Raw genomic sequence first — 23,841 nt, forward strand, 5'->3', positions numbered from 1 at the left:
CGGTAGTTTACACACAGGCACGACGATGTCGCAAAGTAATTCCACAGCAGCGACGATCAGTCACCAACCCGGATAGTTACTGTTTCAACAATCCGGAAAATATTTGACACCGGATATTGACTTCGGAAACGATCACTTCCATAATCGCGTCATGAAACCATCGACCCACTCCAGCAACTTGTCCAATCCGCGCGGCCGCCCACGCGAATTCGATATGGATGACGCACTCGACAAAGCCATCCCTTTGTTTTGCGCGCGGGGTTTCCACGGCGCGTCCATCAATGACATCGCGGAATCCATGGAGCTGACGGTAGGCAGTATCTACAAAGCTTTCAAGGACAAGCGCGGAGTCTTCCTCGCTGCGATCGACCGGCAACTATCGATACGGCAAGCCGCCTTGCGTGACATGATCGCCGCGCAAAAATCCGGCCGCGATAAATTGCGCGCCGCGCTGATGTTTTATGCAGGCGTGTCGAATTGCGATGCAGACATACAGCAAGGCTGTCTCATCGTCAGCACCACGGTAGAGTTGGCCACCTTCGACGACGAAATCGCCAATCGTGCCAAAGACTCCTTCAAACGACGTGAAGTCATCATCGCCGAGTTACTCAAGACAGGTGAGGCAGATGGCAGCATCGCCGCCAGCAGCAACAATGCAGCAACCGCGCGACTGATGTTGTGCCTGATGCAGGGTCTCATCGTGATCGGCAAGGCAGGTCGTACCCGCAAAGAGTTAATGGCTGTGGTCGATGCAGCGATGAAAACCCTCGATTAATTTTTTTTTGACAATTTAGGAAATATTTATTTCCTTATTTAAAGTATTTGATAGGATGAGCATGTTAAGCAAAACATTACCCGGCACGATACCTGTCACCGCCCAAGCCCTGCCCTCGTGGCTGACATTTTTACTGGCGCTGGCCTGCGGCCTGATCGCCGCGAATGTCTACTACGCACAACCGCTGATACGCCTGATCAGCGTGGATCTTGGTCTCTCCTTGCAGGCAGCGGGTCTGATCGTGACCCTGACACAACTGGGTTATATCACCGGCCTCATCTTCGTCGTGCCGCTGGCCGACCTGATAGAAACCAAGCGCCTCACCATCAGCGTGATGGCGGTCAGCATACTTGCCCTGATCGGTGCGGCACTGGCGACCAAGGCAGAAGGATTTTTGTTCGCATGCATATTGCTCGGACTAGGCTCCGTCACCGTCCCCATCCTGGTACCGCACGCCGCACACCTGGTAGCGGAAAGTGTTCGTGGTCGTACTGTCGGCAACCTGATGAGCGGCATGATGCTGGGCATCATGCTGGCGCGTCCTATATCCAGCCTGATCGCTGATCATAGTTCGTGGCATACGGTATTCATTGTGTCGGCGGCGGTCATGACACTGCTGGCGATTTCATTGCACTTCGCTTTGCCGACCCGCAGGCCACAAGGTAAATTCAGCTATGGGCATTTGCTCGGCTCGATGCTGACGCTGGCACGGCAAACCCCGGTCTTGCGCAGACGCGCGATTTATCACTTCTTCCAGTTCGCCGCGTTCATCCTGTTCTGGACCGTCACGCCTCTGCTACTGACTGGCCCGGTCTTCCACTTGTCGCAAACAGGTGTTGCCTTGTTTGCGCTGGCTGGCGTCGCCGGTGCCATCGCAGCACCAATTGCCGGACGTGCTTCCGATCGCGGCTGGACCAAACCTGCTACCGCGCTGGGCATGCTGGCCGTCGCCATCGCCTTCCTGATCACGCATATTGCAGAAGCCGGATCGCCACTGGCGCTGGCCTTGCTGGTCGTCGCTGCCATCATGCTGGACTTTGGCGCTACCGCGACCCTGGTACTGGGTCAGCGTGTGATCTTCGGCCTAGGTAGTGAGATACGCGGCCGTGTCAGCGGCGTGTACATGATCATCTGGTACTTCGGCGGCGCACTGGGTTCGTCAGTTGGTGCATGGGCATATGCACACGGCGGCTGGGAACTGGCTTCGTGGGTCGGATTGTCGTTGCCGGTGATAGGCTTGTTGTACTTCGCAACGGAAAAAGAGTGAAGTACATGTTTTAATTCAAGCAGTAAGTACGTTAAAAAAGCGAACCCGCGGGTTCGCTTTTTTATTTTTCTGCGCTTGCCGTCAACACCCGTTGCAAGCGCGTTTCTGGTGACAGGTCACCTTCCAGTCGCAGCACCTCGCACTTGCGCGTACTCAGCCATAAATTATGCCGCTCGAGACTGCGACCTTCTGCAGTACCAGCATCATATTGTGCTGCCCAGGCCAGAAATGCCGGATCAGCTTTACCGAAGCGACGTTCTTCGCGCACCTTCAGACGTGCCAGTCGGAGCTCGGTTGGGATGTAGAGGAAGACGATCAAATCAAATGCATGCTCCAGTTCCTGCCCCCAATCGATCAGCGAACCTGCGACCACCGTATTCGGATGACTACGTATATCGTGCAGCAAGACCGCCGCGCGCTCCACCGCATCACGCTTGTGCTGGTACGGCGGAGCGGTGGGTAACCAGAAATAATCGTCGGTCTCTATACAGCTGGCCTGCGTCGCATCAGCAACGGCCGCAGCCAGGGTCGAAGTGCCTGAACCGGCGGCACCGGTAATAAGTATGCGCATATGAAATGAGTTCTAACTATCAAGCGGGACGACCCGATCACCCGCTGCGGGTACGCAGCCATCGGCGATAGGCGTCCAGCCACGATGTACGACGACTTGCTTGCCGTCATGACAGATCTCTACCCGTTCGCTGTCGGGGTACTGTTGGTGGACAAAGGATTCGACGGTGGCGGGCAAACTGATTTTCAGCTTGAGTGCATACCTATCCTCGGCCGGATGATCGTCCAGATGCAGCAAGGGAACAAAGCTGGAGGCAAACATCAGCCAATGCGAATTGACAGCTGTCGGCTCCGGCGCATAGTGCGCCTGCTGCAACCAGAGCTGTGCGCGGGCACGCAAGTCTACACCGTCAGGCAGATCGCCCCACCCTGCCGCCAGTGTTTCCATGACCCACTGATTGCAGTTCTGGTAGTTCAGCGCATAGACATAAGCATTGGCACTATAGGTCGCTGCCAGCAAGCGCAGCGCGCGCTGTTTATCCAGTGCCGCCTGGCGCAAACGCTGCGCCGCCTGCTCGGGTAACTTGACGATAGAGATATAGCCTAGCGATGGATTGTCTATCCCCATCGCGAAGCCTGCCATGCCCTGGTCAAAAATACGCGGACGTTCTTCTTCGCACGCATAGTAGAGCTGACGCGCAGTCCACACCTTGTCTTCATCGCGCCACGCAATGGCAGCATGCGAATAACGTATCTGGAAACGTGACAGGTCGAGGCCGGAACGGCTGATCAGGACCGTATCGGAATTAACAGCAGCTAACTCTTCACGTACAACACCAGCAAAGCGCAGGATGCGGTCTTGCTGTGCTGCGGTGAGTTGATGTGCGCGATCACAGAAATTGGATGCGGCTGATGAGCCGGAAGCGGCATATGCGACGCTGGTAACAGTGCTGGTAACTATAAGCGCGCTAATAAGGGCTAACGCGCTTACAAGGGATAGCCCGAACCTCACAGACCAACTATGCGCGGTGTGAGTTCTTCATGCCATTTGTCGGCCAGCACCAGATAGAAAGCTTCACGCGTATCGCTACGAGCGAACTCCAGTCCATATACACGGTTCTGTGCATAGACCAGGTCGCCGCGACCCAGGCCTTGCTTGTCGAGGATATTGGCAGGCAGGTCGAGTACGATGCGTTGCTGTGAGGCATCGGCCTGCATGGTGACGCGACGGAAATCAGCGCGTTCCGGTGCTTCGGCCACGTCGATGATGCGGTAGTCACCGTCGGCGCGCTTTTCATCCTTGCTCGAGCTGTCGCTGGATTCATGCAGCGACGCAGAGACGCTGCCGCTGGAAGCGGAACCCGCACTCGACGCCGATGACGGCAGACTCTCAGCATGTGCTGTGAAGGCGAGACCGCTTATTGCAGCAAGGCAAGCAAGACGCAAACTAACTGGGAAGTTCATGATGGAGACTCCTTCTGATTTCATCGAACCGGGATAAGCTCTCTGACCACACAGTGTGCAGCAGAGTTCGCAAAGCAAGCTATGCCTAGATCTTATATTGTCCGGCGTCCTGGCGGAATTAAATCTCCGTTAAATTTAGCTAGAAAGAAAAAAGCCCGCTGTCAGCGGGCTTTTTGTAAGAACTACAATCGAACACCTGCGATCAGGCTGCAGCGCGCAGTGTCTTCGCTGCTGCCACCATATTGTTCAGTGCTGGCAGCACCTCGGCCCATTGACGTGTTTTCAAACCGCAATCCGGATTCACCCACAGGCGCTCTGCCGGTACACGCTCTGCCGCTTTCTTCATCAGTTGCACCATGTGCTCCTGGGTCGGAATGTTCGGCGAGTGGATGTCATAAACACCAGGTCCGATCTCGTTCGGATAGTTGAAGTTGTCGAATGCATCGAGCAACTCCATATCCGAACGTGATGTTTCGATGGTGATCACATCTGCATCCATATCAGCGATAGACGCGATGATGTCGTTGAACTCCGAATAGCACATATGGGTATGGATCTGGGTTTCATCTTCCACGCCATTTGCAGTAATACGGAACGATTCCACCGCCCAGTCCAGATAATCCTGCCATTGCGACTTGCGCAGCGGCAAACCTTCGCGCAACGCAGCTTCGTCAATCTGGATCACATGTACACCGGCTTTTTCCAGATCCAGCACTTCGTCACGAATCGCCAGCGCGAGTTGTTTGCACGATACCGAACGTGGCTGATCGTCACGCACGAAAGACCAGTTCAACATGGTGACCGGGCCGGTAAGCATGCCCTTCATCGGTTTCTCGGTCAGCGATTGCGCATAGGTGCTCCACTCGACTGTCATCGCTTGTGGACGGCTGATGTCGCCGAACAGGATGGGCGGTTTCACGCAACGCGAACCATAGGACTGGACCCAGCCGAACTGGCTGAAGGCATAGCCTTGCAGTTGTTCGCCAAAGTACTCAACCATGTCGTTACGCTCGGCTTCACCGTGCACCAGCACGTCGAGGCCCAGTGTTTCCTGTTCACGCACGCTGCGTTCGATCTCAGCCTGCATCGCGATCTTGTAGCTCGCATCATCCAGACGGCCAGCTTTAAACTCGCTGCGGGCGTGACGAATTTCAGCGGTCTGCGGGAAGGAACCGATAGTCGTGGTCGGGTACGCAGGCAGCTTCAGCAATGCTGCCTGTTTCTTCGCACGCAACGCATAAGTGCTGTCGCGTTTGCCCAGGCCTGCATCGATCTTCGCAATCGCTGCCTGCACGGCCGGATTGTTGACACGTGGTGACGCACGGCGTGCTGCCAGCGCTGCCTTGTTCTCAGCCAGCTCTGCTTGCACCGAGTCACGACCAGTACGCAGCGCTTTACCCAGCACGCGCAATTCATCCAGCTTCTGAATCGCGTAGGCGAGCCAGGACTTGATCTCTGCATCCAGTTTTTGTTCGCTGTTCAGATCGACCGGTACGTGTAACAAGGAGCACGACGGTGCGATCCACAGGCGTTCACCCAGGCGCTTGGCCAGTGGCTCTACCCAGTCCAGCACGGCAGTCAGATCAGTTTTCCAGATGTTACGGCCGTTAATCACGCCCAGCGACAGCACTTTGTCAGCGCCCAGCAAATCGATCAGCGGCAATACGTCATCGCGGCCATTGATCGCATCGACGTGCAAACCCGCAACCGGCAGGCTCGCAGCCAGCGCACGGTTTTCCAGCAATTGACCGAAGTAAGTCGCCAGCAGCAATTTGACGCGGCTGTTTTTCAATTGATCGTAGGCAGCCTTGAATGCGTTTTGCCAATCGGTGTCCAGCTCGGTGACGAGGATAGGTTCATCGATCTGTACCCATTCCACACCTTGTGCTGCGAGTGCATCCAGCAATTGCGCATACACCGGCAACAAACGTGGCAGCAAAGCCAGTTTGTACAGATCGTCTTTGGCCTTGCCTTGCGCCAGGTAAGTGATAGGGCCGATGATGACTGGCTTGCCTTTGACGCCTTGCGCCTTGGCTTCTGCCAGTTGTTCCAGCAAGCGTGTGGTGTCGAGTTTGAATTCGGTTGCAGCTGTGAACTCAGGCACGATGTAGTGATAGTTGGTATCGAACCATTTGGTCATTTCACCTGCCGCGACACCGCCACAGCAAGCACTGTGGTCTTCTGCACCTTGTGCCGAACGGCCACGCGCAACGCGGAAGTAGTTGTCCAGCGCGTCGCCGTGGAAACCACGCACACGCTCAGGCAGGTTGCCCAGCGTGAAGCTCATGTCGAGCATTTGATCGTAGAACGCAAAGTCGCCGACCGGCACCAGATCCAGACCGACCTGGTTGTCCCAGTGGCGTTTGCGCAGTTGTGCACCCAGATCTTTCAGGGCGTCGCGCGAGGACTCGCCCTTCCAGTAGGATTCGAGTGCAAATTTCAATTCACGCTTTGCGCCGATACGGGGAAAGCCGAGGTTGTGTATGGTGGTCATGGTTCGCTCCAGAAAACAAGAACGAGAATAATAGGATGCGCAATTCATGAAGTAAAATGGTATTATCTCAGACATACATGAATTTCACTCATGCATTGAATTAGACCATGTTAGAGCGCATCCACCTCGCCGTCGTCCTCGAAGTAGAAAAACAAGGCTCCCTGACCGGAGCCGCCAACGTGCTGCACGTCACGCAATCCGCGCTGAGCCACAGCATGAAGAAACTGGAGCAGCAACTCGGCACCGATATCTGGGTGCGCGAAGGACGTGCGCTGCGCCTGACGCAAGCGGGGCAATATTTGCTGGCGGTCGCCAATCGCGTGCTGCCGCAACTGACGCTGGCCGAGGAACGGCTGCGTCAGTTTTCGCAAGGCGAACGCGGCGCCTTGCGCATAGGCATGGAATGCCACCCCTGCTATCAATGGCTGCTGAAAGTGGTGTCGCCTTACCTGACGGCCTGGCCGGATGTCGATGTCGACGTGAAACAGAAATTCCAGTTCGGCGGCATCGGTGCCTTGTTTGCATATGAAATCGATTTGCTGGTCACACCAGACCCGCTGTACAAACCCGGCCTGCACTTCGAACCGGTATTCGACTACGAACAAGTGCTGGTGGTACCGCGTAAGCACGCGCTGGCCAAAGTAAAGTATGTCGAACCTGAGCAACTGATGAGCGAAGTCCTGATCACCTATCCGGTTGCCACCGACCGGCTCGACATCTACAACCAGTTCCTGCTGCCTGCGGGCATCACACCGAAGCGTCACAAGACCATAGAGACCACCGACATCATGCTGCAGATGGTGGCCAGCGGTCGTGGTGTGGCGGCATTGCCACGCTGGCTGGTGCAGGAATACGCCAGCAAAATGGACGTGGTACCGGTACGTCTGGGAGCGGACGGTATTGCCAAACAGATTTTCCTCGGCGCGCGTGAAGCCGACCTCGATACCGACTACCTGCAAGCCTTTATTGCGCAGGCGCGGGAGCCGGTGGCGTCGTTTAATAAAGGCGAAAAATCGTAAGGCTGCTTGCCGTATGGTCAACTGTGACGTGGCTTACCGGCGATCCCTTTCTGGTATCCTTGCGCGCTGTATAGTGAGATTTCTCTGTAGATCCAGTAGCCTCAGGCAGCAGTTCATACGTCATACGACTACCGTTTTAAAGGCAGTGCATCGCAGCTTGCACGCCGTGTTTCAAATTTGTATTTAACGCTTTTAGATAAATTGAGGAATAGATAAAAATGAAATGTGCATTGGTAGGTTCGCGCTATTTCGGCGCCTTGGTATTTGAGACGCTGCGCAAGGAAGAAGGTATCGAATTCACCAGCATCGTCGCGCCGTCGGAAGATGACCGCCTGGCACAAGCAGCGCGCGCTGCCGGTGTACCGCTGCATATCATGGAAAACCCGCGCTTCGTGCCGGGTGAAGCCATTGCCGAAGGTACCGACGTCATCCTCGCCGCCCACACCCATGCCCGCGTCAGCGATGAAGCATTGGCCCGCGCCCGCCTCGGCGGTATCGGTTATCACCCTTCCCTGTTGCCTAGACACCGTGGCATAGCCGCAGTCGAATGGACCATACTCGAAGGCGACCCTATCGCTGGCGGCTCCATCTATCACCTGGCCGACGGTTGGGATGCAGGTGCGATCGCGGCGCAAGACTGGTGCTTCGTCGAAAAAGGCGAAAGCGCACGTGAACTGTGGGAGCGTGCACTCGCACCTATGGGCCTGAAACTGTTGAGCCAGGTCATCCACTACGCAGCGGAACACAATGCACTGCCAGCGTTTGAACAAGACCAGCGCTTCGCCACCAAGGCACCGATGATCCGTCGCTCGGTCGTATTGGCAGAAGAAGTCGAATCCAATACCGTAGCCCTCATCGTTTCCATCGTCGGCACCGATCGTCACGGCATCGTGCGTTCGCTGGCAGAACGTGCAGAACGCTACGGCGCAAACTGGGCCGCCAGCCGTATGACACGCCTGGCCGGTGAATTCGCCGGTATGGTGCACTTCGAAGTGCCACGCGAAAATGCTGAAGCCTTGACCAACGCATTGCGCAGCCTGGATTCCAGCGGCCTGCAAGTAGTCGTGGCGAAGAGCGATGGTGCCAATCTGTCCGACTCGATCAAGAGCGTCGAGCTTGAGCTGGTCGGCGACGACCGCGTCGGCATCGTCAGCAGCCTGACCAAGATGCTGGCCGAGCGCAATATCAGCATCGAGAGCATCCACACCGAAATCGTACGCAGTGGTGTCTCCGGCAAGCAAACCTTTAAAATCGGTGCGCACCTGCTGGTACCAGGCAAGCTGTCGATCGATGAGCTGCGTCAGGAACTGGGCGCACTGGCCCACGAAATGACAGTCGATATCGCCCTCGGTGAGAAGCCTGCAGCAGCCTGAGACTGAAATCCGCCGGATTGGCATTCCGACATGCCAAATAACTAATTAAGTTGTAATTCGGCGGACATTCTGAGCATTAACCAGAGTTCAGCGCGCTACTTTGGTAAAATCTCTCCTTTTCGGCATTTCATGCCTTTTGTGGCCTGGCCAGGTAATCCCTGTTCAGGCCGAATTTCTTTATTATTGCTGGAGCAAACGTGCCAGGTCTATTACCCAACGTCGATCCCGACGGTCTTCTTGAATACTCCGTCGTCTACACAGATCGCGCGATCAATCACATGTCCGAACGCTTCCAAGGCGTCATGCGTGACATTTCCAAGACTTTAAAACATGTCTACAAGGCGCAATCCGCCATCGTCATGCCAGGTAGCGGTACCTTCGGCATGGAAGCGGTTGCCCGTCAGTTCGCAACCAAGCAGCAATGCCTGATCCTGCGCAACGGCTGGTTCAGCTATCGCTGGACCCAGATCCTGGACACCGGCAGCATCCCTGCCGCGACCACAGTATTGAAAGCACGCCAGCTGGAAGATTCGGCACAAGCACCATTCGCACCGGCACCTATCGCTGAAGTCGTTGCGACCATTAAAGAAATCAAACCGGCAGTCGTATTTGCACCGCACGTAGAAACCGCTTCCGGCATCATGCTGCCAGACGACTACCTGCGCCAGGTTTCGGATGCCGTGCATTCGGTAGGCGGCTTGTTCGTACTCGACTGCATCGCTTCCGGCACCATCTGGGTCGACATGCAAGCGACCGGCGTTGACGTCCTGATCAGCGCACCGCAAAAAGGCTGGAGCGCTTCCGCTGGTTGCGCCTTCATCATGCTGAGCTCCCTCGCCCGCGAAAAAATCGAATCCACGCAAAGCACCAGCTTCGCTTGCGATCTGCGCAAATGGCTGCAAATCATGGAATCGTACGAGCAAGGTGCAGTGGCTTACCACACCACCATGCCGACCGATGCACTGACCATCCTGCGTGGCGTGATGGAAGAAACCGCTGCATATGGTTTCGACAAAGTCCGTGCCGAACAACAGGAGCTGGGCGACAAGGTACGCGCACTGCTGACCTCCAAAGGCTACAAGAGCGTGGCAGCCGAAGGCTTCCAGGCTCCAGGCGTAGTCGTCAGCTACACCAACGACGACGGCATCCAGTCGGCCAAGAAATTTGTCGCAGCCGGTTTGCAAACCGCAGCTGGCGTGCCATTGCAATGCGATGAACGCCCAGACTTCAAATCCTTCCGCGTCGGCCTGTTCGGCCTCGACAAGCTGCACAACATCGAACGCACGGTAGCCAATCTGTCCAAAGCTCTGGACACCTTAGGCTAAAACCTGCGTACCTCGCTATCGATCATGCGTGATGGAATTCAGCCATCACGCATGCGATAGTTCCCATCCAAACATGTACAAGAATTTATTGATGTCGCTCGCGCTCAGCGTACTGGCTTCTACCAGCCACGCAGCAGGTGACGTCGCCGCTGGCAAACGCGTATTTGCCAAATGTGCGAATTGCCATCAGGTAGGACCATCTGCACGCGGCAACTTTGGTCCGCAATTGAATGGCATCGTGGGACGTACTGCAGGCACGACCAAAGACTATAAGTATTCCAAGGCGATGAGTTCTTCGCGCGTGGTATGGACCGAGGCCAACCTGCGTGCCTTCATTAAATCGACAGATGATGTAGTGCCGGGTAACAAGATGCGCTTTTTCGGCATCAGTGATGAGAAGCAGCTGACCGACTTGCTGGCTTATCTGCAAACCTTCAAATAAACAGGCGTCAGCAAACTAGTTGCAGCTGGGATGCACCATGTCCAGCAAGGTCTGTAACTGGCGCAAGCCCTGCTCCCAATCACCCAGATTGGATTCCGCATTGATATGTCCGAGTGCACCCGCACTGAGGAAACCGCAACCCCAGATATCAGCCCAGTAAGCCGCACGATTGCTTGCCATCCACGGATCATTGCTGCTGCCGATGACGATGGACGGACATGGCAGGCGCGCATCGCGCAAGATGTCATCGACCCCGAACTTTTCCGGATCGGCCGGTGCGACCAACAAGGCTCCTGCCAGGTCAAAGCGACCATGACTCGCTGCCTGCATGGTGGTGAGACAACCAAAGCTGTGCGCGACGATCAGCGTAGGCTGATCCGACTCACTCAGGACTTCGGTCATGCGCTGCGCCCAGCGTGTCAGGTCGGGTTGCGACCAATCGTCCTGCACGACGCGCTGGAAGCCGGGATACAAACGTTCCCAGCGTGATTGCCAATGTTCGGGGCCGCTGCCGTGCAAGCCCGGCACCACCAGTACGCGATAATCGGATAAATAAGGAAGGGTCATGATTCCAGGCCTGCCGTCGCAATTGCTTCCGGCTCGCTCGCATCCTGCGCAAAGCTAGCCTTGGGTTGATCCCACAAATAACCCTGCGCCAGTATGGTTTGTTGTGCCTGGGCACCCAGCTTGCGCAGCTTGTCGTAAATCTGGCTTGATTCTACACGTTTGAAAACCAGCTTCACATTCTTCTCACCTGCCACGCTGAGCAAGTCCAGGGTAGCGGCTTCATCGGTGATTTCTCGCACGTCAACCTTAATCACATCCGGCTGCACCTGCTCCAGCAGATCCAGCCCCTGGCGCGCATTCGCAGCATTCACTGCCAGGCGGAAACCATTGCGGCGATAGTTGTCAGCAACATAGTTCAGCAGCCAGGCCTGATCCGGCTGGATCAGCGGCAATTGCAAAACGATTTTCTTGTGCGGCAAACCGAGTACATCGAGTATGCGGCGGAATGACATGCCGTGATTGCTATCGACCGCTGCCAGCAGGCGCGCGTGCACGCTGAGGTAGAGGTCGTAATCCACCATTTCCGGCTGACGATAGAAATTGACCGCATGCAGCAGGCGGCACAATCTATCCAGTTCTATCGATTGTTCATCGGTGGCGCCAGTATCCAGCAATTTCCAGATACTCAGGCCGGTGTCATTCTTGGAATAGCTGCGCATGAAACCCTGCACACCGATGATGCCGCCTGATTCTGGCGTGCGTATCGGCTGGAAGGCACTGGTCAGCGTGGAATTGAAGTAGCGTCCGTGGGCACGTCCCTGCTGGTCCAGCCACAAGCTACTGTCGGCCTGGGGCGCCGCATGCAGGCGCGATAAGTATTGTTGCAAGGCGGGGAAAGTCATACTGCTCTTCCTTGATCATCAAGGAGACATCTGAAAGCGCCTGCGCCCATCGCAGGCACGCTTTCAGAAGCGCCTTAGGTTCATAACAGTTTGGCGAGCGACACTTCAGTCGCTTTCACCAGTGCCACCACTTCAGTACCGATCTTCAATTCCAGATCCTTGACCGAGCGTGTGGTGATGACCGAAGTCACGATACCGGCTGGTGTTTCCACATCGACTTCCGAGACGACCGGGCCTTCGATAATGGTGCTGATTTTTCCTTTGAATTGATTACGTGCGTTGATTTTTTCGATGCTCATGCTATTTCCTTCGTGTGGGTTAAAAATGTATTTCGATCAAACAAGTTAAACGGCCCAGGCAAACTGGTTCACTGTTTTCAGCAGCGAAACATCGCCCAGGGAAGAATCATCAGCGTCAGCCGAAGGCGGAATCTGCAATACATGTGCGAGAATTCTTTCTTCCAGCTGCGCAAAAACAGCGTTACCACGCGCACGTGGTCGTGCCAGCGGTATGCGTTCATCCAGTGTGATACGACCGTCTTCGATCAGCACCACGCGATCTGCCAGGGCAATCGCTTCCTGTACATCGTGCGTCACCAGCAAGGCCGTAAAGCCACGCTTTTGCCACAAGGTTTCTATCAATTGCTGCATCTCGATACGCGTCAATGCATCGAGTGCACCCAGCGGCTCATCCAGCAATAACAATTCAGGGTCATGCACCAGCGCACGTGCCAGCGCCACGCGCTGACGCTGGCCACCGGAGAGGACGGCAGGCCATTCACCGGCACGCTCTTCCAGCCCGACCTGACGCAAGGCTTGCAGCGCATCGTCTTTCTTCGGCAGACCGAGTGCGACGTTGTCGAGCACACGCTTCCATGGCAGCAGGCGCGAGTCCTGGAACATGATGCGGGTTTCCGGCGCTGTCTTGCCATCGCCAAAAGTCAGCGTGCCGCTGTCTGCTGTTTCCAGTTCAGCCACCAGGCGCAGCAAGGTACTTTTACCGCAACCACTGCGACCAACGACAGCGACGAATTCGCCCGGCTCCAAGGTCAGTTCGATCGCTTTCAGTACTTCACGACCGCCATAGGATTTGTACAGGCTCTCAACCGCAACGCGGATGCCACGGCGCGTCTCCGGCGCAGTAGATAGCGTTTGCTGTTCTGTTTGATTAATTTGCATGGACTGTCCTTAGTGACGGTAACCAGGATGCCAACGCAACCAGTAACCTTCCAGCGTGCGCGATACCACGTCAGCCAGCTTTCCCAGCAAGGCATACAGCAGGATGCCTACCAGCACGATGTCGGTTTGCAGGAACTCACGCGCATTCATCGTCATGTAACCGATGCCGGATTGCGCCGAGATGGTTTCTGCCACGATCAGCAATACCCACACCAGACCCAGCGAAAAGCGCACACCAACCAGGATCGAAGGCAAGGCACCTGGCAGAATCACATCGCGATACAACGACCAGCCTGACAAGCCATAACTCTTGGCCATCTCGATCAAGCCTTTGTCGACCGAGCGTATGCCGTGGAAGGTATTCAGATACACAGGAAAGAACACCCCCACTGCGACCAGGAAAATCTTCGAGGTTTCTTCTATGCCGAACCACAGGATGACCAGTGGTATCAAAGCCAGCGCCGGAATATTGCGTATCATCTGCAAGGTGGTATCCAGCAATGTCTCTGCCGTCTTGAAGGTACCGGTCAGCAAACCCAGCAACAAACCCAGTCCGCCACCGACCGCGAAGCTGGTAGTGGCACGCCACAAGCTAACCTTGACGTGGGTCCACAACTCGCCGGACAGTGCCAGCTCCCATGCTGCTTTCGCTACTGCAAACGGCTCCGGCAAGATGCGGCTGGAGAGCCAGCCGATTTGCGATGCAAATTGCCACACACTGATCAACAGTACAGGTACTATCCACGGCACCAGCTTTTTCAGACCGCTGGCACGCCAGCTTGATGGCGTCCTGGCTGCGGCAGTGCTGCCGGTAGCGAGATTAGGGAGAACGGCACTCATCAGGATTCCTTAGCTCTGTGAAACTTTAGGCAGGATGTCATTGGAAATAACTTCACCGAATGGGCCGGTCAAGACCGCCTCACCCGAACGCTCCCGGCCTTTACCGAGCAACGGGAATACCAATTCGGCAAAGCGATATGACTCCTCCAAATGCGGATAGCCGGACAGGATGAAGGTTTCGATACCGAGATCGGCATATTCCTGCATACGTGCGGCGACCGTTTCCGGGTCACCCACCAAGGCGGTACCTGCGCCACCACGTACCAGTCCGACCCCGGCCCACAGATTAGGTGATACTTCGAGCTTGTCCTTTTTACCGCCATGCAATGCCGCCATGCGGCGCTGGCCTTCCGAATCCATCTTGTTGAACGAAGCCTGTGCCCGCGCGATCAGATCGTCATCGACGTACTTGATCAATTCATCGGCGGCTTTCCATGCCTCTTCATTGGTTTCGCGCACGATCACGTGCAGGCGTATGCCGAACTTCAAGGTACGACCGTGTTTAGCGGCACGTGCACGCATGTCGGCAATTTTTTCCGCCACGGCAGCCGGTGGTTCACCCCAGGTCAGGTAGACATCCACCTGTTCTGCAGCCAATTCATGCGCTGCTGGTGACGAGCCGCCGAAGTACAGCGGCGGATATGGTTTTTGTACTGGCGGGTACAAGGTCTTCGCGCCCTTGACCTGTATATGCTTGCCGGCGAAATCGTAGCCTGCATCACCGCCCTCACCAGACAGGGAGGCGCGCCATACTTTCAGGAACTCATCGGTGATTTCGTAACGCTCGGAATGGCTCGCATGCAGGCCATCAGCTTCCAGTTCAGCCTGATCACCGCCGGTCACGACATTGATCAACAAACGGCCTTTCGACAAACGATCGAAAGTAGCGGCCATGCGCACGGCCAGACCTGGTGTACTCAAACCCGGGCGTACCGCGACCAGGAATTTCAATTGTTTGGTTACTCCGATCAGGCTCGATGCGGCCACCCATGCGTCTTCGCACGAACGACCGGTCGGCAGCAATACGCCGTCGTAACCCAGCGTATCTGCCGATACAGCGACCTGTTTCAAATAATCGAAATCAACCTGACGCGCACCTTTGGAGGTACCCAGATAACGACTATCGCCATGTGTCGGCAAAAACCAAAATACATTCAAACTCATGATCTCATTCCTTCAAACAAACTGGCGCTAGCGCCGTGCTGCATTACTTAACGCTTGGCCGAAACCAGCGCATCCTTGACTGTAATTTTTTTCGGGATCAGTTTCAGATTGCTGAATACATCGGCAATCTTTTGCTGTTCTGCGATGACTTCTGCGGTCACTGGCTTGACGCCATATGAATAACGTCTCGCTGCCAGTTCCACGCTAGGCTGGTCGAGGCCGGTCTGGGCTGCCAGGATATTCGTGACTTCTTTCAGGTTCTTGCTGCTCCACTGGTCTACCTGATCCAGTTCGTCCAGCAGGATGGAGATAATTTTGGGGTTCTTCTCTGCGTAGCCACGCGATGCCAAGAAGAACTGGTGATTCGCAACGATGCCGCTACCGTCAGTCAGTACGCGTGCGCCGATTTGCTTTTCTGCTGCGGCCAGGAACGGATCCCAGATCACCCATGCATCGACGCTGCCGCGCTCAAACGCTGCACGTGCATCGGCCGGAGCGAGGAAAATGGTTTCGATATCCTTGTAATCGAGACCTGCTTTTTCCAGTGCCTTGACCAGCAGGTAATGCACGTTCGAACCTTTGTTCAATGCGACCTTTTTACCTTTGAGATCGGCCACGGTTTTCAGTGTCGAGTTCTTCGGCACGATGATGGCTTCGCTGGTAGGCGAAGGCGGCTCATTGCCGACATACACGAGGTCCGCACCTGCAGCCTGGGCAAAGATAGGTGGCGCTTCACCGACGGTACCGAAGTCGATGCTGCCTACATTCAGGCCTTCCAGCAAGACCGGGCCGGCCGGGAATTCTGTCCATTTCACTTCTATGTTTTCTGCTGCCAGGCGCTTCTCGAGCGAGCCGCGGCCTTTCAGGATGACCAGCGTGCCGTACTTCTGATAACCAATACGTAATACCGTTTTGTTTTGTGCACCAGCAAAATTCGGCAAACCGATGCTGAGTGCACCTACTGCTGCCGCTGACAAATATCCCAGGGTGCGGCGCTTGGCCTGACGCTTATCGTTCGCATTGCTCATGTCGTTTTCCTTGTTATGCAAAATTTTGAGAAAAAGTTTCCCCATCGGTGCCGTAGCACCGATTTTTTTCAAACTACCGGATAGATATTTGTGCGGCTAAACTGCTGCTTTGGCTAACTGCGCAGCAGCGTTCAAACTAACGCTCGATCAAACACTGCAACGCACGCTGGAGAAAGGAATCGAGTCGAACTCGTTGAGTGCTACTTCATTCAGCGCAGACAAGCTGGCAGAGAGGTTCTCTATGCCATCGCTTACGCGCTTGGCTATCGCCGGGTCCAGAGTCAAGCCCTGCTCTGCAGACCAGTTGATCTGCAGGTCTGTCGCATAAATGCTCGGCAATACATGCTTGGCATCCAGCGCCGACAACACAGGACGCAAACCGTAATCGAGGGCCAGCATATGAGACTGGCTGCCACCTGTCGCCAGGGGCAAGACCAGCTTTCCACGCAAGCCATCCTGTGGCAGCAAGTCGAGGAAGGCTTTCAGTATTCCGCTATACGCCGCCTTGTAGACCGGCGTAGCAATCACAACTGCATCCGCCTGCGCGACTTGTTCCCGTGCCACCCGCAACAACTCATCATTGAAATCTGCATGCACCAGTGCCTGGGCAGGCAAATCACGTACATGCAGCTTCACATAACGATGTCCCAGCAGTGCCAGTCTTTCGCCTACGTGATGCAGCAAGCGGGTAGAACGTGATGGTGTTGAAGGACTACCCGCGAGCAACAAAATATTCATTTCTGTTCCAAAGAATGATGCAGATTATTTTTTACCTGGTTGATAGATCTGGTCGAACACGCCGCCATCAGAGAAGTGTTTCTTCTGTGCTGCTGTCCAGCCACCTACGTCCGCAATCGTGTACAACTTCAGTTTCGGGAATTGCGCTGCGTATTTCTTCGCTACTTTTTCATCGATAGGACGATAGTAGTTTTGCGCTGCGATTTCCTGACCTTCGGTCGAGTACAAGTACTTCAGGTAAGCTTCAGCAACTTTGCGTGTGCCACGACGATCAACAACTTTGTCGACAACTGCAACTGGTGGTTCAGCCAGGATACTGGCGGACGGAGCAACGATTTCAACCTTGTCCGGGCCGAGTTCCTTGATTGCCAGGATGGCTTCGTTTTCCCATGCCAGCAAGACGTCGCCGATACCGCGTTCAACGAAAGTAGTGGTCGAACCGCGTGCACCGGAATCCAGCACTGGTACGTTTTTGTACAGCTTCGAGATGAAGTCGGTCGCAGTTGCTTCAGTACCGCCTGGTTGTTTCAATGCATACAGCCATGCTGCCAGGTGATTCCAGCGTGCGCCGCCCGATGTTTTTGGATTTGGTGTGATCACTGATACGCCTGGTTTGACCAGATCGTTCCAGTCCTTGATGCCTTTAGGATTGCCTTTGCGGACCAGGAATACGATGGTCGAGGTGTAAGGTGAGCTATTGTGCGGCAGGCGTTTTTGCCAGTCTTTGGCCAGCAAGCCGTGCTCTGCAATCGCATCGATGTCATATGCCAGCGCCAGAGTTACAACGTCTGCTTCCAGACCATCGATCACCGCGCGGCCCTGTTTGCCCGAACCACCATGCGACGCTTTCAGTTTGAGGTCGTCACCGGCCTTGGCTTTCCACTCTTTGGCGAAAGCTTTGTTAAACTCTTGATACAGTTCACGCGTCGGATCGTACGAAACGTTCAACAACGACACTTCAGCAGCATGTACGCTAGGCGCAACCAGCGCGATTGCGAATGCGGTTCCTAGCAATTTCTTCAGCAACATTTTCTTCCCCTTGAGCGATTTCGTTTCTGGAGATTGAAGATTAAATTGCTGCCGACAAAAACAAAACGAATTGTTTCTTCGTTCCTTATGCGTTTTATGCATAAGGAATATCTCGCCTTCTGCTGAAGAATCCCGTCTTTTCCAGCTTGCACCCCATTCTTCATTTGTTGCTAGACTAAAAAAGACCACCCTGAAAGGAATGCGCGCAATGAAGTATCAGCAACTTGGAAAAACAGATATCAAAGTAAGCAATATCGCACTAGGCACCATGACCTGGGGCGAACAGAACACCGAAGCAGAAGCCCACGCGCAACTGGATATGGCGATCGCTGCTGGCGTCAACCTGATCGATGCCGCCGAGATGTACCCGGTGCCGCCCAAGCCGGAAACACAGGGTCTGACCGAACGTTATCTCGGTAGCTGGCTCAAGAAATCCGGCAAGCGTGATCAATTGATCATCGCCACCAAAGCCGCTGGCCCTGCCCGACTGCCCCACCAGCCACAACATGTACGCAATGGCCAAAACAGTTTTGACCGTACCAGCCTGACCGAAGCCTTGCACGGCAACCTGGAACGCCTGCAAACGGATTACATCGACCTGTATCAGCTGCACTGGCCGGATCGCACTGTGAATATTTTTGGTCGGCAGAATTACACACACCACCCGGATGAAGACACGGTACCGATTGCCGAGACGCTGTCAGTGCTGGCTGACTTCGTCAAACAAGGGAAAATCCGCTACATCGGCGTGTCGAATGAAACACCGTGGGGACTCGCGCAATTCCTGCGCGCATCAGAACAATTGAACTTGCCGCGCATAGTCAGCATCCAAAATCCGTACAGCCTGGTGAATCGTTATTTTGAAATCGCCTTGTCGGAGTTCTCGCATCAGGAACAGATAGGCTTGCTGGCCTACTCGCCACTCGCGTTCGGTGTGCTGTCCGGCAAGTACCTGAACGGTGCACGCCCTGCTGATGGCCGCATCACCCTGTTTGAGCGCTTCGTGCGCTACAAGGCACCGCAAGTGGAAACCGCGGTGGCGGCCTATGTCGCACTGGCGCACAAACATGGCCTGGACCCGGCGCAGATGGCACTGGCATATGTCAACACACGACCGTTTTTAACGAGTACGATTATCGGTGCAACCACGCTGCAGCAATTGCAGAGCAATCTGGATAGCATCAATCTCGAACTCGATGCAGCAGTACTGGACGGTATCGAAGAAATTCATAACCGACATGCCAATCCCGCAGCATGATGTCGGACATGCATGAGTAAATAAGTCAACGCAGTACTTCTCCCACGAAAGGAAGGTCATGAGTAAAACTTATAACGTCGCTGTTGTTGTCGGCAGCCTGCGCAAGGATTCGATGAATCGCAAGATGGCGCAGGCACTCGCCAAGCTGGCACCAGAATCATTGAAACTGACCATAGTGGAAATCGGCGATCTGCCGCTTTTCAATCAGGATCATGAAGGCACACCTACACCAGCCGTCAGTGATTTCAAGAACAAGATCAAATCGGCGAATGCCGTGTTGTTCGTAACGCCTGAATACAATCGCTCGGTTCCTGGCGTGCTAAAGAACGCGATAGACACCGGCTCACGTCCTTATGGTCAAAGTGCGTGGAGCGGCAAACCCGGTGCTGTGGTCAGCGTCTCGCCGGGTGCAGTCGGTGGCTTTGGTGCCAACCATCATTTGCGTCAGGTACTGGCATCGGTCAATGTACCAACCATGCCGCAGCCAGAAGCCTACATCGGTAACGGCGGCAAGCTCTTCGACGACAAAGGTGATATCACGGAGCCCTCGACCGCTGAATTCCTGAAAAAATTCCTGATCGCTTTTGATCTCTGGATAGAACGCAATATTTGATATGTAAACTGAAAACGGCGTAACAAGGAAGATGCCTTGTTACGCCGTTTTTTATTGGGGGGCTGCTTAAAATCGCTTCATGCGCCAACGAATACCGGCCACAAAATCACCAGCCAGGTCGCACACGCCAGCAACAAAGCCAACATCACCGCAGCACTGCCCAGATCCTTGGCATTCTTCGATAAGGGATTGCGCTCCAGCGAGACGCGATCCACGACGGCCTCTATCGCCGAATTCAATAATTCAACTATCAGCACCAGCACGAATACACCTATCAACACCAGCTTCTGTAATGCGGACACCGGCAACAGCAATGCTGCTATCGTTGCGATCACTACAACGATCAACTCCTGGCGGAATGCGTGCTCACCTTTCCAAGCAGTCTTGAATCCAGCGATCGAATAGCCGAACGCGGAAAAAATTCGCTTCAGGCCGCTTTTGCTTTTGAATTCACTAACTGGTGGTTCTTGATTGATCATGCGATACACGGTGTAGGTGGAAAAACGCCCAGGCGGCGGAATAATGCAGCGCAACAGACTGCAGCGATTATCGGTGCAAGCCAGGTTGGGCACAAGCGCCGCAAAGTTGTCAATTGTCACCGCCCGGACGTGAACATGGCGTTAAGCAAGCTTGTTACCACGCAATTAAATGAAAGTAGACTTTTGTCATCTTTCACAATGTGATATAAAGTCTGGACTGCAATGCACAAACCAGAACATGAAAACAGCAATTAATGCAGAGACAGACAAAACCTCGATTCAAGTCATAGAACGCATGGTGGCGCTACTGGATGCCCTGGCACTGTACCCGGATCCAGTCAGCCTGAAAGAGCTTTCCAGCGTGACTGGCTTGCATCCTTCCACTGCGCATCGCATCCTCAACGACCTGGTTATCAAACGCTTTGTCGATCGTTCCGAACCCGGCACCTACCGGCTCGGTATGCGTTTGCTTGAGCTGGGCAATATCGTCAAAAGTCGCCTCGATGTGCGCGAAGCGGCACTCGACCTGATGCGTCACCTGCATCGCAAAACCAATCAAACCGTGAACCTGTCGGTACGGCAGAACGATGAAATCATCTACATCGACCGCGCCTTCTCCGAGCGTTCCGGCATGCAGGTGGTACGTGCAGTCGGCGGACGTGCCCCTTTGCACCTGACCTCGACCGGCAAGCTCTTCCTGTCTATCGATGAGCCACGCATGGTGCAAGCCTATGCGACCCGCACCGGTCTCGCCGGTCACAACAAAAACTCGATTACCGACCTGAAGAAGCTGGAAGGCGAACTCAATCAGGTACGTCTGCACGGCTATGCGCGCGACAATGAAGAACTGGAGCTGGGCGTACGCTGCATGGCGGCAGGCATCCATGACGACACTGGCAGGCTGATAGCAGGTCTCTCGATCTCGGCCCCGGCCGATCGCTTGCAGGAGGAATGGCTGGCTGACCTGATGGAAACTGCGAAGCAGATTTCAGCAGCACTGGGCTATAGCGAAGCGAACTAAAGACCGCAGCGAATTGAGCGGCAAATAAAAAAGGCGAACCGTAGTTCGCCTTTTTTATTATGTATTGCGCTTAACTCTCAACCGCTCTGCGCTTACCTGCAATATTTTGCGGTTGCGGATGCTGGGTTTCCAGCCATTTGCGTATGCGCGCTGCGTCACCCAGACGGGAGAGCTTGCCTTTGGAATCCAGGAAGATCATGACGATAGGACGACCATTGATGTTGGCTTGCATCACGAGGCAGCGACCTGCTTCAGAGATGTAGCCGGTCTTCTGGATACCGATTTCCCAATCAGGATTATTGACCAGACGATTCGAGTTTGCGTATTGCAGGGCACGGCCACCTGGTTCGACTACATATTTGGTATCGGTCGAATACTGGCGCAGTATCGAGTGATTGGAAGCTGCGATCACCAGCTTGGCCAGGTCGGCAGCGCTTGCCACGTTGTTGCTGGAGAGGCCGGTCGAATCCACATAATGCGTACCGCTCATGCCGAGCGCACGTGCTTTTGCATTCATCGCTGCGACGAAAGCGCGGATGCCGCCCGGGTAGTGACGACCGAGTGCCGATGCAGCACGGTTTTCCGAGCTCATCAATGCAATGTGCAGCATGTTTGCACGTGACAATTGCGAACCTACGCGCAGGCGCGACGAGCTATTTTTTTCGCGATCGATATCTTCGTCCGTCACTTCCAGGATTTCATTCATATCCTGCTGTGCTTCAACCACGACCAGGCCGGTCATCAGTTTGGTGATCGATGCAATCGGCAAAGTCACGTTCGCATTTTTTTCAAACAATACTGCCGATGTCGATTGATCCAGTACCAGCGCTACGTTCGATGCGAGTGCCAGGGAATCACGCGTCATGTTGAGACCAGCGATGTCGCCAGCTGTCAGCACTGGTGGCACTACGGTCATGACTGGTTTCGCTACGCGTTGGTAGATGACTTTCTTTTTGCCTCGCACGACGACTTCTTTCTTTACCAGCTTTTCATTGCTGTTAAGCGAAGTGGTGTTGCGTGCTTGTTTGGTGTTTTTGCTGCTGGCTTTGGCAGTACTTTTTGGCGCTGCAGTTTTTTTGCTGCTGGCTGCGGATTTGCTACTCGCTGCGGTCTTTTTGGATGCGGTCTTAGCAGGCGCTTTGGAAGCTGTTTTAGCTGGTGCCGCCTTCTTGGCAGCAGACTTTTTAGTCGCAGCAGAACTCGGCTCTTTAGCCAGCGCCGTGGGGGCGTTGAAAACGATAAATGATGAAAAAAGTATCCCCAGCGCGGACTTAAGCATCTGCGACTCCCCAAAACGTACGATGAAATATGGCTTGCAGTTTAGCAAATCTCTAAAAATGTGCAAGAGAATTAGATAGTTAGCTGTTTTCATTAATCTATTTTCTAACTATCGATATCTTTTTTTTCACACATTTGGTGCATTTTTTATGAGAAATAAGCTGATTTTCGATAAAAATTAGTTTCCTTGAAACAACGAATTTCATAGGAGAAACGCCTGAAAAAACCTACTTTTTCACTACAAAAGCCACCCCTATCACAGCAAGCAACATGCCTGCGATGCCGATCAGGCTGAAAACCTCGCCAAACGCCGCCCAAGCCATCAAGGCTGTGGTCGGCGGCGTCAAATACAGGAGGCTGGTGACTTGGGTCGCTGCGCTTTTACGTATCAAGGCAAACAACAGGAAGATCGCGCCTATGGAAAGCGCAACCACAGACCAGAGCAAGGCGCCGATGAAGCTGGGGGTCCACTCTACGGTCTGCAAGGCAGGCGAGAAATCCTCGAAGATCATTGCCAGCGGTACCACCACGGCGCAAGACGCCGCGAATTGAATAATCGTACCGGTACGCAGATCGAAATGCGGGCAATAACGCTTCTGGTACATGGTACCTATCGTGATCGACAGCAGTGCCATCACACACAGTGCGATGCTGCCCCAGGTCAGGCCAATCACGGTGATCTTGTTAGCCACCACCAGCGCCACACCGCACAGGCCGAAGATCAGGCCTATCCACTGGCGCGGCCGCACCTTCTCACCGATCAGCGGCGCAGCAAACGCCGTCAGTACTGGTTGCATGCCGACGATCAGCGCCGATAAACCGGCCGGCATGCCGAGTTTGATCGCACACCAGACGCCTGCCAGGTAACCCGCCTGCACCAGGATGCCGGCCACCGCAATGTGCCGCATGCTGCCGACCGGCCACGGCGCACGCAGCAGCAAGACCAGCGGCAGCAGGATGATGAGTACGCCTATGAAGCGCAAGGCGAGGAAGGTCAGCGGCGGCGCATAAGGCAGGCCGAATTTCGCCACGATGAAGCCCGTACTCCAGATCAGTACGAAGAAAAACGGCATGGCGGCGAGCCAGGGACTAGGGGTACTGCGTGCTTCTGTGGACATTTCTGCTTTCTGTGCGGCG

25 protein-coding genes are annotated in these 23,841 nt (G+C 54.7%); 9 read left to right on the forward strand and 16 right to left on the reverse strand.

Annotation, left to right across the window (positions count from 1 at the left end; translation table 11 throughout):
- Nucleotides 1-103 precede the first annotated feature (103 nt).
- Together IXC47_RS00390 and IXC47_RS00395 are read left to right on the forward strand one after the other, a co-directional pair.
- Nucleotides 104-775 carry a TetR/AcrR family transcriptional regulator gene (locus IXC47_RS00390; protein WP_230089321.1) on the forward strand — a complete coding sequence of 224 codons (672 nt, stop codon included), beginning with the start codon at nucleotides 104-106 and terminating at the stop codon, nucleotides 773-775.
- Nucleotides 776-830: 55 nt separating this feature from the next.
- Nucleotides 831-2,042, forward strand: a complete 1,212-nt coding sequence (locus IXC47_RS00395) for an MFS transporter (protein WP_230089322.1) — start codon at nucleotides 831-833, stop codon at nucleotides 2,040-2,042.
- A gap of 61 nt (nucleotides 2,043-2,103) precedes the next feature.
- Here IXC47_RS00395 and IXC47_RS00400 read toward each other — a convergent pair whose 3' ends face one another.
- The 4 genes from IXC47_RS00400 to metE form a co-directional block, all read right to left on the reverse strand.
- Nucleotides 2,104-2,613 carry an AAA family ATPase gene (locus IXC47_RS00400; protein WP_195874379.1) on the reverse strand — a complete coding sequence of 170 codons (510 nt, stop codon included), beginning with the start codon at nucleotides 2,611-2,613 and terminating at the stop codon, nucleotides 2,104-2,106.
- Nucleotides 2,614-2,625: 12 nt separating this feature from the next.
- Nucleotides 2,626-3,525: a DUF2145 domain-containing protein gene (locus IXC47_RS00405; protein WP_195874569.1), complete on the reverse strand. Its 900-nt coding sequence runs from the start codon at nucleotides 3,523-3,525 to the stop codon at nucleotides 2,626-2,628.
- 35 nt (nucleotides 3,526-3,560) lie between these two features.
- Nucleotides 3,561-4,016 (reverse strand): hypothetical protein, encoded by a 456-nt coding sequence (locus tag IXC47_RS00410; protein ID WP_195874380.1) that lies wholly within the window; start codon nucleotides 4,014-4,016, stop codon nucleotides 3,561-3,563.
- Between the two features lie 202 nt (nucleotides 4,017-4,218).
- Nucleotides 4,219-6,510, reverse strand: a complete 2,292-nt coding sequence (gene metE / locus IXC47_RS00415) for a 5-methyltetrahydropteroyltriglutamate--homocysteine S-methyltransferase (protein WP_195874381.1) — start codon at nucleotides 6,508-6,510, stop codon at nucleotides 4,219-4,221.
- A 107-nt stretch (nucleotides 6,511-6,617) separates the two neighbouring features.
- Between metE and IXC47_RS00420 the strand changes: the two genes are divergently transcribed.
- The 4 genes from IXC47_RS00420 to IXC47_RS00435 all read left to right on the forward strand — a co-directional run bounded on the left by IXC47_RS00420 (nucleotide 6,618) and on the right by IXC47_RS00435 (nucleotide 10,669).
- Nucleotides 6,618-7,529, forward strand: coding sequence for a LysR family transcriptional regulator (locus IXC47_RS00420; RefSeq protein ID WP_195874382.1), 912 nt, complete (start codon nucleotides 6,618-6,620; stop codon nucleotides 7,527-7,529).
- Between the two features lie 218 nt (nucleotides 7,530-7,747).
- On the forward strand, nucleotides 7,748-8,902 hold the full coding sequence (locus IXC47_RS00425) for an ACT domain-containing protein (RefSeq protein ID WP_195874383.1): 1,155 nt from the start codon (nucleotides 7,748-7,750) through the stop codon (nucleotides 8,900-8,902).
- A gap of 197 nt (nucleotides 8,903-9,099) precedes the next feature.
- Nucleotides 9,100-10,227, forward strand: coding sequence for an aminotransferase class V-fold PLP-dependent enzyme (locus IXC47_RS00430; protein WP_175625249.1), 1,128 nt, complete (start codon nucleotides 9,100-9,102; stop codon nucleotides 10,225-10,227).
- Between the two features lie 73 nt (nucleotides 10,228-10,300).
- Nucleotides 10,301-10,669: a c-type cytochrome gene (locus IXC47_RS00435; RefSeq protein ID WP_175625248.1), complete on the forward strand. Its 369-nt coding sequence runs from the start codon at nucleotides 10,301-10,303 to the stop codon at nucleotides 10,667-10,669.
- A gap of 15 nt (nucleotides 10,670-10,684) precedes the next feature.
- On the opposite strand, the gene IXC47_RS00440 is transcribed toward IXC47_RS00435, so the two are convergent.
- The 9 genes from IXC47_RS00440 to IXC47_RS00480 form a co-directional block, all read right to left on the reverse strand.
- Nucleotides 10,685-11,236, reverse strand: coding sequence for an RBBP9/YdeN family alpha/beta hydrolase (locus IXC47_RS00440; protein WP_195874384.1), 552 nt, complete (start codon nucleotides 11,234-11,236; stop codon nucleotides 10,685-10,687).
- Complete coding sequence (locus tag IXC47_RS00445; RefSeq protein ID WP_195874385.1) at nucleotides 11,233-12,078, reverse strand: EAL domain-containing protein; 846 nt, start codon at nucleotides 12,076-12,078, stop codon at nucleotides 11,233-11,235. Before IXC47_RS00445 ends, IXC47_RS00440 begins: the two co-directional genes overlap by 4 nt.
- 80 nt (nucleotides 12,079-12,158) lie before the next feature.
- Nucleotides 12,159-12,377: a TOBE domain-containing protein gene (locus IXC47_RS00450; protein WP_124573425.1), complete on the reverse strand. Its 219-nt coding sequence runs from the start codon at nucleotides 12,375-12,377 to the stop codon at nucleotides 12,159-12,161.
- Between the two features lie 45 nt (nucleotides 12,378-12,422).
- Nucleotides 12,423-13,256: an ATP-binding cassette domain-containing protein gene (locus IXC47_RS00455; protein WP_195874386.1), complete on the reverse strand. Its 834-nt coding sequence runs from the start codon at nucleotides 13,254-13,256 to the stop codon at nucleotides 12,423-12,425.
- Nucleotides 13,257-13,265: 9 nt separating this feature from the next.
- A complete protein-coding gene (gene ssuC, locus IXC47_RS00460; RefSeq protein WP_195874387.1) occupies nucleotides 13,266-14,096 on the reverse strand; it encodes an aliphatic sulfonate ABC transporter permease SsuC in 831 nt (276 codons plus the stop codon).
- Nucleotides 14,097-14,105: 9 nt separating this feature from the next.
- On the reverse strand, nucleotides 14,106-15,254 hold the full coding sequence (gene ssuD / locus IXC47_RS00465; protein WP_195874570.1) for an FMNH2-dependent alkanesulfonate monooxygenase: 1,149 nt from the start codon (nucleotides 15,252-15,254) through the stop codon (nucleotides 14,106-14,108).
- A gap of 53 nt (nucleotides 15,255-15,307) precedes the next feature.
- Nucleotides 15,308-16,288 carry a sulfonate ABC transporter substrate-binding protein gene (locus tag IXC47_RS00470; protein ID WP_195874388.1) on the reverse strand — a complete coding sequence of 327 codons (981 nt, stop codon included), beginning with the start codon at nucleotides 16,286-16,288 and terminating at the stop codon, nucleotides 15,308-15,310.
- A 147-nt stretch (nucleotides 16,289-16,435) separates the two neighbouring features.
- Complete coding sequence (gene ssuE, locus IXC47_RS00475; RefSeq protein WP_124573421.1) at nucleotides 16,436-17,026, reverse strand: NADPH-dependent FMN reductase; 591 nt, start codon at nucleotides 17,024-17,026, stop codon at nucleotides 16,436-16,438.
- 24 nt (nucleotides 17,027-17,050) lie between these two features.
- Complete coding sequence (locus IXC47_RS00480; RefSeq protein ID WP_175625242.1) at nucleotides 17,051-18,055, reverse strand: sulfate ABC transporter substrate-binding protein; 1,005 nt, start codon at nucleotides 18,053-18,055, stop codon at nucleotides 17,051-17,053.
- Nucleotides 18,056-18,263: 208 nt separating this feature from the next.
- Between IXC47_RS00480 and IXC47_RS00485 the strand changes: the two genes are divergently transcribed.
- Both IXC47_RS00485 and IXC47_RS00490 read left to right on the forward strand, forming a co-directional pair.
- On the forward strand, nucleotides 18,264-19,313 hold the full coding sequence (locus tag IXC47_RS00485) for an NADP(H)-dependent aldo-keto reductase (RefSeq protein WP_195874389.1): 1,050 nt from the start codon (nucleotides 18,264-18,266) through the stop codon (nucleotides 19,311-19,313).
- 58 nt (nucleotides 19,314-19,371) lie between these two features.
- Entirely contained in the window at nucleotides 19,372-19,926 is a 555-nt protein-coding gene (locus IXC47_RS00490) for an NADPH-dependent FMN reductase (RefSeq protein ID WP_195874390.1), read from the forward strand.
- A 77-nt stretch (nucleotides 19,927-20,003) separates the two neighbouring features.
- Here the strand turns inward: IXC47_RS00490 and IXC47_RS00495 are convergent, their stop codons facing one another.
- A complete protein-coding gene (locus tag IXC47_RS00495; protein ID WP_175625239.1) occupies nucleotides 20,004-20,405 on the reverse strand; it encodes a diacylglycerol kinase in 402 nt (133 codons plus the stop codon).
- 238 nt (nucleotides 20,406-20,643) lie between these two features.
- Between IXC47_RS00495 and IXC47_RS00500 the strand changes: the two genes are divergently transcribed.
- Nucleotides 20,644-21,426, forward strand: a complete 783-nt coding sequence (locus tag IXC47_RS00500) for an IclR family transcriptional regulator (protein WP_175625238.1) — start codon at nucleotides 20,644-20,646, stop codon at nucleotides 21,424-21,426.
- 70 nt (nucleotides 21,427-21,496) lie between these two features.
- On the opposite strand, the gene pbpG is transcribed toward IXC47_RS00500, so the two are convergent.
- Nucleotides 21,497-22,705, reverse strand: coding sequence for a D-alanyl-D-alanine endopeptidase (pbpG, locus tag IXC47_RS00505; RefSeq protein ID WP_370458606.1), 1,209 nt, complete (start codon nucleotides 22,703-22,705; stop codon nucleotides 21,497-21,499).
- A 226-nt stretch (nucleotides 22,706-22,931) separates the two neighbouring features.
- Nucleotides 22,932-23,822 carry a DMT family transporter gene (locus tag IXC47_RS00510; RefSeq protein WP_175625236.1) on the reverse strand — a complete coding sequence of 297 codons (891 nt, stop codon included), beginning with the start codon at nucleotides 23,820-23,822 and terminating at the stop codon, nucleotides 22,932-22,934.
- Nucleotides 23,823-23,841: the final 19 nt, after the last annotated feature.

Source organism: Herminiimonas contaminans (assembly GCF_015645465.1).
In the GTDB taxonomy this organism is placed as follows: Bacteria; Pseudomonadota; Gammaproteobacteria; order Burkholderiales; family Burkholderiaceae_D; genus Oxalicibacterium; species Oxalicibacterium contaminans.

Coding starts and splice junctions, on each gene's coding strand:
- IXC47_RS00395 (WP_230089322.1), top strand. CDS start 831: ATGAGCATGTTAAGCAAAACATTACCCGGCACGATACCTGTCACCGCC.
- IXC47_RS00400 (WP_195874379.1), bottom strand. CDS start 2,613: ATGCGCATACTTATTACCGGTGCCGCCGGTTCAGGCACTTCGACCCTG.
- IXC47_RS00410 (WP_195874380.1), bottom strand. CDS start 4,016: ATGAACTTCCCAGTTAGTTTGCGTCTTGCTTGCCTTGCTGCAATAAGC.
- metE (WP_195874381.1), bottom strand. CDS start 6,510: ATGACCACCATACACAACCTCGGCTTTCCCCGTATCGGCGCAAAGCGT.
- IXC47_RS00420 (WP_195874382.1), top strand. CDS start 6,618: ATGTTAGAGCGCATCCACCTCGCCGTCGTCCTCGAAGTAGAAAAACAA.
- IXC47_RS00425 (WP_195874383.1), top strand. CDS start 7,748: ATGAAATGTGCATTGGTAGGTTCGCGCTATTTCGGCGCCTTGGTATTT.
- IXC47_RS00435 (WP_175625248.1), top strand. CDS start 10,301: ATGTACAAGAATTTATTGATGTCGCTCGCGCTCAGCGTACTGGCTTCT.
- IXC47_RS00440 (WP_195874384.1), bottom strand. CDS start 11,236: ATGACCCTTCCTTATTTATCCGATTATCGCGTACTGGTGGTGCCGGGC.
- IXC47_RS00445 (WP_195874385.1), bottom strand. CDS start 12,078: ATGACTTTCCCCGCCTTGCAACAATACTTATCGCGCCTGCATGCGGCG.
- IXC47_RS00450 (WP_124573425.1), bottom strand. CDS start 12,377: ATGAGCATCGAAAAAATCAACGCACGTAATCAATTCAAAGGAAAAATC.
- IXC47_RS00455 (WP_195874386.1), bottom strand. CDS start 13,256: ATGCAAATTAATCAAACAGAACAGCAAACGCTATCTACTGCGCCGGAG.
- ssuC (WP_195874387.1), bottom strand. CDS start 14,096: ATGAGTGCCGTTCTCCCTAATCTCGCTACCGGCAGCACTGCCGCAGCC.
- IXC47_RS00470 (WP_195874388.1), bottom strand. CDS start 16,288: ATGAGCAATGCGAACGATAAGCGTCAGGCCAAGCGCCGCACCCTGGGA.
- ssuE (WP_124573421.1), bottom strand. CDS start 17,026: ATGAATATTTTGTTGCTCGCGGGTAGTCCTTCAACACCATCACGTTCT.
- IXC47_RS00480 (WP_175625242.1), bottom strand. CDS start 18,055: ATGTTGCTGAAGAAATTGCTAGGAACCGCATTCGCAATCGCGCTGGTT.
- IXC47_RS00485 (WP_195874389.1), top strand. CDS start 18,264: ATGAAGTATCAGCAACTTGGAAAAACAGATATCAAAGTAAGCAATATC.
- IXC47_RS00490 (WP_195874390.1), top strand. CDS start 19,372: ATGAGTAAAACTTATAACGTCGCTGTTGTTGTCGGCAGCCTGCGCAAG.
- IXC47_RS00495 (WP_175625239.1), bottom strand. CDS start 20,405: ATGATCAATCAAGAACCACCAGTTAGTGAATTCAAAAGCAAAAGCGGC.
- IXC47_RS00500 (WP_175625238.1), top strand. CDS start 20,644: ATGAAAACAGCAATTAATGCAGAGACAGACAAAACCTCGATTCAAGTC.
- pbpG (WP_370458606.1), bottom strand. CDS start 22,705: ATGCTTAAGTCCGCGCTGGGGATACTTTTTTCATCATTTATCGTTTTC.
- IXC47_RS00510 (WP_175625236.1), bottom strand. CDS start 23,822: ATGTCCACAGAAGCACGCAGTACCCCTAGTCCCTGGCTCGCCGCCATG.